Below are 7,979 nucleotides of genomic sequence, written 5' to 3' on the forward strand. Positions count from 1 at the left end.
AAGCCATGAGCTGGCGGCGTTGCTGGAGCAGTACTTCCCGTCGGTTCGGATGAACGCCGAGGAGTTGCTCTTGCGTTTCAAGCGCAATGAGAGCGATGAGGGCGCAATGTTGCGTGATCTCCTGCTCACGCAACGCTCGACCGAAGGGGATATCGGCAACTGGCTGGCTGCGATGATCGCGCGTCGCGCGATCGAGCCAAATCACCTCTGGGAAGACCTCGGATTGCGCAATCGTGGCGAATTATCCCGCCTCTTAAGCCGCCATTTCGCGCCGCTCGCCGCGCGCAATGTCAACAATATGCGCTGGAAGCGGTTCTTCTATCGCATGCTGTGCGAGGGCGACGGCCTTGTGATGTGCACGACACCGGTGTGCACGCAATGTAAGGACTTCAACCGCTGCTTTGGCGATGAAAGTGGCGAGAGCCGGATGGCTGAGCGCCGGCGTGACGTTCTGTTGCGGGCGGCTAACCCGGACGCCGCCAGCATCTGGCCTATGTGAGCAACACGGGATGGATCGTCCGTTGGCCAGACTTCCAACCGATGACCGCGCGGATCGCGCTGGCTTCGACGAGGTGCAGGTGGATACGACCTGCGCCCAATTCAGCAGGCAATGTCCCGACGCCGGCTGGAAGGATATGTTGCTCAAGGCCGGGCTGCGCCCGACGCGCCGGCGCGTGATCTTAAGCGAGTTGTTGTTTGCCAGGGGCGAGCGGCATGTCACCGCAGAGATGTTATTTGCCGAGGCGCGTGAGACCGGCTTTCCGGTCTCACAGTCTACCGTCTACAAGACTTTGAACCAGTTCACGCGAGCCGGCCTATCGGGTCGGATCCGTGTTGACGGTTCGCGATCATTTTTTGACACCAACACCACGCCGCATCCGCGTTATTATCTGGGCGGCGACGATATCCTGCTCAACGGTCCCGATGCGAATCCCCTGCTTGTGAATGTTCCCGTGCCGCTGCCGGCCACGCAGTCTCGCGCGTCGATCTGATCATCCATCTGGGTCGCAAGCCGAGTTGATGCCAAGCGATCGCGCCCTGAGATAAGCCGACGCGTCGACTTTGCCACGCTGTCGCGTTTGCGACAACCCGGCTGAGCCAAAAACTGTGTGCTTGTTCAACAGCTTGGGGCGGGTGCCGGCGTGGCATGCGGGTTGCTGAAGCCTTGCTTTGCCAAAGACAACAAGGAGCTTCGCATGATCGCCGCCGCCTCTGCCAAACCGTCATGGTCCGAGACGGCATCGGGAAGTCCGATCGTGCTCAACGATACGACACTGCGCGACGGCGAACAGGCGCCTGGCGTTGCCTTCACCACCGACGAAAAGGTGGCGATCGCGCGGGCGCTGGCGCGGGCCGGCGTTACCGAGATCGAAGCCGGGACGCCGGGGATGGGCGGTGAAGAGATCGCCGCCATCCGCGCCATCGTTGAGGCCGGTCTCCCGCTCACCATCATCGGCTGGTGCCGGATGCGTGAAGCCGATGTCGATGCGGCGATCGAGGCCAAGGTGTCGATGGTCAATGTCTCGATTCCGGCATCTGACGTGCAGATTGCCGCCAAGCTTAGCGGTGACCGCGAGCTGGCGCTAGAGCAGGTGAGGCGGGTGGTCAGTTACGCCCGCGAGCGGGGGCTTGAGGTCGCCGTCGGCGGCGAAGACTCCTCCCGCGCTGACGTCGATTTTCTCATCACGCTGATCGCCATCGCAAAAGCCGCGGGCGCACGGCGCTTTCGCATTGCCGATACGCTCAGTGTGCTTGATCCCGACTCCACCTATGCGCTGATCGCGCGTTTGCGCGCGACCACCGATCTCGAGCTCGAATTTCACGGCCATGACGATCTCGGGCTCGCAACCGCCAATACGCTCGCCGCCATCAAGGGGGGCGCGAGCCACGCCTCGGTGACCGTCATAGGGCTCGGCGAGCGAGCGGGCAATGCGCCGCTGGAAGAAGTCGCCGTCGCGCTCAAACAGCTCTACGGGCGCGCCACCGGCATCGTGCTGCCGGAGCTCGAGAACGTCGCCGCGGTAGTGGCAGCCGCGGCTGCACGTGCAATTCCTCTGAACAAGGCCATCGTCAGGGAGCATGTGTTCACCCATGAATCCGGCATTCATGTGCATGGCTTATTGCAGGATCAACGCACCTATCAGTGGCTCGACCCCCATTTGCTTGGTCGGTTCAATCATATTGTGATCGGCAAGCATTCCGGGCTGTCCGCGATCACGACGCTCCTTGACGAGTTGCAGCTCGCCGCCAGCTCCGAGGAGACAAAACAGATCCTCTCGCGGGTGCGAAAACATGCCACCGAGCACAAGCGGCCGGTGGCGCGCGAGACGGTGGTGGCGATCTGGCGCGACATCCGCGAGCGCTCGTTGACAAATTGCGCGTGAGGCGGGCCATGGTCCGGCACCATTACGGCCGATCACTTCGAAACCGTGGGCGCGCCGCGGAAATCCTCGCTGCTCGCACTGATGCGCCAACGCATAGTCTACGTAGGCAATATAGAGCGCCGCGTGCGCGAAGCAGCGTCGCAAGAAGTGACCAGCCTGTGCTGCGTCCCGACCACCGGCCGGAGGGCCTAACCCAAAGGAAAGTTTCGATGAGCAACAAACAGAGGGCAGCCAGCATCCTGGATCGGCTCAACAAGGCCTCGTCGGCTGAAGATTTTTTTGCGCTGCTTGGCGTCGACTACGACCCCAAGATCGTCAATGTCGCGCGCCTGCATATCTTAAGGCGCATGGGGCAATATCTCGCCAAGGAACAATTCGAAGGTAGCGCAGAGGCGGAGGTCACGGCGCGGTGCAAGGCGGTGCTGGAGCAGGCTTATGCCGATTTCGTGGCGTCCTCGCCGATCGATCAGCGGGTGTTCAAGGTCTTGAAGGATGCGGTCGCCGAGCCCAAGAAACCGGCGGCCTTCGTGCCGTTGAGCTCGCTGAAATAGCCTCATGTATCAGTTCAGATCTGCCTGCATGTCGGTGCGGTGTGTTGTGCCATTCGCCTTCCTCCAGATCAACTCTCTACAGCAACGCGCGAAGCCACGCTGTCGCCTTCCCGACGTATGGGCGGATTGTATTGTCTGCGATGCTAACTGACCCCTCATCAATTTTTCTCAAGTCATTGATCGGAGCTCTGATTTTCGATCGCGTGCAACTGGTACGACACTTGCTGTTCTCCGGCCAAGTCCGTCATTGGCGCCGGCGTACACAGAATTGTTGCCGTCCGAGATGAGATTTGGAGAAAGACCAATCATGTTACCGTTACTGCTCGCCGCTTGCGCCGGCGTCATCTTGTGGCTCACGCTCGCGTTAATGCCGTTCGAACTTATCTTTGACGCCGTTGAGGCTGGGATTGACCGGGCGTTGGCCGCTAATGGGTAACTCGCGTTTCCACGCTACCTCTGGAGAAGGCATGCACAGTATCGTTTCCATCAAGCAGGTTCCCGATTTCGCGCAGATCGGCGTCAATCCCCTTACCAACACGATCTTGCGTCAGGGTCGGCGAGTATCGTCAAACAAGACGCCTTGTTTGCGCGCGAGGCCGCGCGCTTATTGCGTGAAAAGTTCTCCAGTAAGATCACCGCGCTCACCAGGCTCGATGTGTAGCGCCGCGCCGAACGCGGCGCGTCGATGTTGCGCACAGAGCTGCCGTGCCTTGCCAACCATGCCGGAAGCGAGCCAGATTTGCCGCGGTCTCATAACCGACGCCCTGCGCGCGCCGCTGGGGCCAGTTGTGAAATGGAGCGAGCAGGAGGCCAGCGTCGAGAACATCTCGAAATGCGGCGTGCGCGGCTCGCCGATCATAGTCAAGCGTGTCTTTGCGCCTTCGCCACAAACCGAGAGGAGGCGGATGGGAGCCACGAAGCAGCCGACCGAGTTGCTGATGAAAGCCATCTTGAAGGGCCGACCCAAGCTAGAAACCGGTCTTGTGGCGCAGGCGCGCGGGTTGTGAGGGGGACAAGGCTATGAGCAACATCACCACAGCTCCTACGCCGGTCGCGGGCGGCCGCGCAGGAGCGAAAAGAGAATTGCCGGAGCACTTTAAGGCCTACAAGCATATCTGGGTCTTCGTCGAGCAGGAGCGCGGCCAGGTGCATCCAGTCTCCTGGGAACTCATGGGTGCGGGCCGCAAGCTTGCCGACAAGCTGAAGGTCGATCTCGCTGCGGTTGTTATCGGCCCGGAGGGCGAGGCCGCGCGTAACGCCGCGCTCGAGTCCTTCTGCTACGGCGCCGACCTAGCCTATCTCGTGAGCGAGAATGTGCTGTCGGAGTATCGCAACGAGTCCCACACGAAGGCGCTGACCGATCTCGTCAACACCTATAAGCCAGAGATCCTGCTGTTGGGCGCAACCACGCTCGGTCGCGATCTTGCGGGCTCGGTAGCCACCACCCTACTGACGGGTCTCACCGCCGACTGCACCGAGCTCGATGTCGACGCGGATGGTTCGCTTGCGGCCACGCGTCCAACATTTGGCGGATCGCTGCTTTGCACGATCTACACTTTGAATTACCGGCCGCAGATGGCAACCGTCCGCCCGCGCGTGATGCCGATGCCAGAGCGCCTCGCGCGCGATGCCGCCCGCATTATCATCCATCCGCTCCGCCTGCTCGAAGAAGACATCGTCACCAAGGTGCTATCCTTCATGCCGGACCGTGATTCGGCCAAATCCAATCTTGCCTACGCCGACGCCGTCGTCGCCGGCGGGCTGGGGCTGGGCTCGCCGGAGAGTTTCCAGCTGGTACGACAGCTCGCCGACGTGCTCGGCGCGGAATATGGCTGTTCGCGGCCGCTGGTACAAAAGGGCTGGGTCAGCTCCGACCGGCAGATCGGCCAGACCGGCAAGACCATCCGGCCGAAGCTCTATATTGCCGCAGGTATTTCCGGCGCGATCCAGCATCGGGTCGGCGTAGAGGGCGCAGATCTGATCGTTGCCATCAATACCGACAAGAACGCACCGATCTTCGACTTCGCCCACATCGGCATCGTCAATGACGCTATGCACTTGTTACCCGCGCTGACGGCCGCTTTTCGTGCACGGCTTTCGCCGCATTCGCGCGACCGGATCGCGAGCTAGAGGAGGTTGTTATGATCGAGGAGAAGTTCGATGCAATCGTGGTCGGCGCCGGCATGTCGGGCAACGCGGCGGCGCTGGCCATGGCCAAACGCGGCATGAAGGTGCTACAGCTCGAGCGCGGTGAATATGCTGGATCGAAGAATGTCCAGGGCGCAATCCTCTACGCCGACATGCTGGAAAAACTAATCCCGGACTTCCGCGACGACGCTCCGCTCGAACGTCATCTCGTCGAGCAACGGTTCTGGATGATGGACGATCGCTCGCATGTCGGCGTGCACTACCGCTCCGAGGACTTCAACGAGGAGCGGCCGAACCGGTACACGATCATCCGTGCGCAGTTCGACAAATGGTTCTCCTCGAAAGTGCGCGAGGCCGGCGCGACCGTGCTGTGCGAGACCACGGTCACTGAGCTGGTACGGGACGCCAATGGGAAAGTCATCGGTGTTCGTACAGATCGTCGCGACGGCGAAATCCACGCAGATGTCGTGGTACTGGCCGAAGGCGTTAATGGCCTGCTCGGTACGCGTGCGCGCCTGCGCGAGCGGCCCAAGCCCGACAAGGTGGCACTCGCGGTTAAGGAAATGCACTTCTTGCCGCGTGAGACCATCGAGGCCCGTTTCAATCTCAAGGGCGACGAAGGCGTCGTTGTCGAAGCGGCCGGCACCATTTCTTGCGGCATGACAGGGATGGGCTTCATCTATGCCAATAAAGAATGCATATCGATCGGCATCGGCTGTATCGTCGCCGACTTTCAGAGCACTGCAGAGACGCCATATGGGCTGCTCGATCGCTTCAAGCGTCATCCATCCGTGGCGCCCCTGATCGAGGGCTCGGAGGTCAAGGAATATTCTGCGCACCTCATCCCTGAAGGTGGCTACAAGGCAATCCCGCAGCTGTATGGCGAAGGCTGGGTCGTGGTCGGCGATGCGGCGCAGCTCAACAACGCCATTCATCGCGAGGGCTCTAACCTCGCGATGACCTCGGGCCGCATTGCGGCGGAAGCTATCGTCCAGGTGAGATCACGGCGTTATCCCATGACTGCGGCAAATCTGTCGCTCTACAAGAAGATGCTGGACGAATCCTTCGTGATCAAGGATCTCAAGAAGCACAAGGATATGCCGATGCTGATGCATACCAACTCGCAAAACTTCTTTCTCACCTATCCGCAGCTCGTCGCCAGGGCGATGCAGAACTATGTACGGGTCGACGGCACGCCGAAGGCCGAGAAGGAGAAGCTGACGTTGAAATCCTTTGTCAATGCGCGGTCATGGACCGGTTTATTTGGCGATGCATTCCGCCTCGCGCGCGCTTGGCGATAACCCATCAGAATCAAAGCTAAGGAAGCTGAAATATGAATGTCGAGACATCAGTGCGCGTCGAGGACAAGCTGTTCTACAACCGCTATCTTGTCGACGTCGGTCATCCTCACATCAAAGTACGCGCACATACGAAGCCGTCCCCACAGCTGCTTGCACTCTTGAAGGTCTGCCCGGCGCGCTGCTATGAGCTCAACCACAAGGGGCAGGTCGAGGTCACCGTCGACGGCTGCATCGAATGCGGCACCTGCCGTGTCATCGGCGAACCCACTGGCGACATCGAATGGAGCTATCCGCGTGGCGGATATGGCGTCTTATTCAAGTTTGGATGAGGGCTGAACGGCAGGCCGCGTGTCATCGCCAAGAAGCACGGCCCAAGATTGGTCCACGAGCGACCTGATCAATTCGCTGCGACGATGCCGGCACACGGCAGCTGGGGCGAATAGTTGCTCGTGCACTACCCTAAGCGCCGCAGCCAATCGGCCCGGCTTGTCCTCATAGACCGCGCCGAACTTCTGCTCGAGGAATGCCCAGTCGATCGTCCGCGCCAGCTGCACCAGCGCATGGTTCATGTCGATGATCGCGTCCAGCCGCGAGCGCAGAAGGTCGGCCTGTCCGCTGTCCCGTCGTTCCTTGGGTCGCATCGTCCCCTCCGTTGCGACCACGGAATCACGACACGCGATTCGACGGAATCCCAGAAATCAAATTGCAAGCTTTCGGGCCTTCAAATCCAAAAAGCTTGCAATCCCGACCCTCGCTCCGATCCAAAATTCGACTCCCGCTCAATGACTTGGGAGCTTCTTCACGGACGACTCGTTGGCTCCGCTGTTTAGCAGGGATACTGACGCCGTTAGAAAAAAGATTGCGATCGCAACGTGACTGCGCCAGGTCGATAGAGGGACGATATTGATTGTAAGCCCGCCTCAGCGCGACAAGTTACCTCTCAAACCGCAGTCCATTACTGCCTCTTTGCATTGAAGCTATCGAACATTTTCCATCCGTCAATGAGCGATTTCGACCACGACCGCTGCGCGAAGTCCCATTGGCACTTGAGCGCTTCGGAAGAGCTTGTGCAGCCGGCAAGACTCGTCAGGTAGTCGGCTTGGTCCTGTAGGCGGGAAGCTGCAAATCCCAATACTTCCTTTGCTGCCACTGCGGACATCTTCCTTTGCATTTCATTAAATGATCTTAGCAATTCGGGAGGCGTAAACGGACCATCGGATCCAGCTGTATTTTCCTTTGTCATAGGTGCTCCTAATGATCGGGATCGGTTTTCCGGGTTTATTGCAGATCAAAGTGAACTCGCGATTGAGGTTGAGTGAACGATGCTAGTTTATCTAAAAAGTTCGATCACTTCCTTGATCAGAATCAAACCGCTGGCGCTTTTAGGTAGTGTGCGGAAGGTTCTGCAAAAGCCTGAGAGGCTGGAGCGGTCATGGTAAGTCCGGTGATTGCGAAGATCACCGCTCATAGAGGAGCTTGGACCCGCCATGACCGTGACGAAGATTAGGACGGACGTCTCTGCAGTCAAAGAGTTGTTGAGGTCGGACAAGGAGTTCCTGAAGCCGCTGATCCAGGGTGCGGTGCAGGAAATTCTC

The 7,979-nt window shown here is 59.7% G+C and carries 8 protein-coding genes and 2 pseudogenes; 8 read left to right on the forward strand and 2 right to left on the reverse strand.

Going from position 1 to position 7,979, the window contains the following annotated elements:
* The 8 genes and pseudogenes from ACZIRK_RS44045 to ACZIRK_RS44080 form a co-directional block, all read left to right on the forward strand.
* Nucleotides 1-499, forward strand: a 499-nt coding sequence (locus tag ACZIRK_RS44045) for a nitrogen fixation protein NifQ (protein ID WP_463703016.1), incomplete at its 5' end; no start/stop codon positions are given.
* A 22-nt stretch (nt 500-521) separates the two neighbouring features.
* Entirely contained in the window at nt 522-992 is a 471-nt protein-coding gene (locus ACZIRK_RS44050) for a Fur family transcriptional regulator (RefSeq protein ID WP_474419711.1), read from the forward strand.
* A 204-nt stretch (nt 993-1,196) separates the two neighbouring features.
* Entirely contained in the window at nt 1,197-2,384 is a 1,188-nt protein-coding gene (gene nifV / locus ACZIRK_RS44055) for a homocitrate synthase (protein WP_474419713.1), read from the forward strand.
* 209 nt (nt 2,385-2,593) lie between these two features.
* Nucleotides 2,594-2,935, forward strand: coding sequence for a nitrogenase stabilizing/protective protein NifW (gene nifW / locus ACZIRK_RS44060; RefSeq protein WP_028169330.1), 342 nt, complete (start codon nt 2,594-2,596; stop codon nt 2,933-2,935).
* A gap of 467 nt (nt 2,936-3,402) precedes the next feature.
* Nucleotides 3,403-3,942 (forward strand): annotated as a pseudogene (locus tag ACZIRK_RS44065) (hypothetical protein).
* Nucleotides 3,943-3,955: 13 nt separating this feature from the next.
* Nucleotides 3,956-5,065 (forward strand): electron transfer flavoprotein subunit alpha/FixB family protein, encoded by a 1,110-nt coding sequence (locus tag ACZIRK_RS44070; protein ID WP_130231408.1) that lies wholly within the window; start codon nt 3,956-3,958, stop codon nt 5,063-5,065.
* A gap of 11 nt (nt 5,066-5,076) precedes the next feature.
* Nucleotides 5,077-6,384 carry an FAD-dependent oxidoreductase gene (locus ACZIRK_RS44075; RefSeq protein WP_463331954.1) on the forward strand — a complete coding sequence of 436 codons (1,308 nt, stop codon included), beginning with the start codon at nt 5,077-5,079 and terminating at the stop codon, nt 6,382-6,384.
* A 32-nt stretch (nt 6,385-6,416) separates the two neighbouring features.
* Nucleotides 6,417-6,713 (forward strand): ferredoxin family protein, encoded by a 297-nt coding sequence (locus tag ACZIRK_RS44080; protein ID WP_130582215.1) that lies wholly within the window; start codon nt 6,417-6,419, stop codon nt 6,711-6,713.
* A gap of 84 nt (nt 6,714-6,797) precedes the next feature.
* Here ACZIRK_RS44080 and ACZIRK_RS44085 read toward each other — a convergent pair.
* Together ACZIRK_RS44085 and ACZIRK_RS44090 are read right to left on the reverse strand one after the other, a co-directional pair.
* Nucleotides 6,798-7,025, reverse strand: a pseudogene (locus ACZIRK_RS44085) (transposase); the annotation flags it as partial.
* A gap of 314 nt (nt 7,026-7,339) precedes the next feature.
* A complete protein-coding gene (locus tag ACZIRK_RS44090; RefSeq protein WP_130232033.1) occupies nt 7,340-7,627 on the reverse strand; it encodes a hypothetical protein in 288 nt (95 codons plus the stop codon).
* Nucleotides 7,628-7,979 lie beyond the last annotated feature (352 nt).

Source organism: Bradyrhizobium sp. Leo114, from assembly GCF_055229415.2.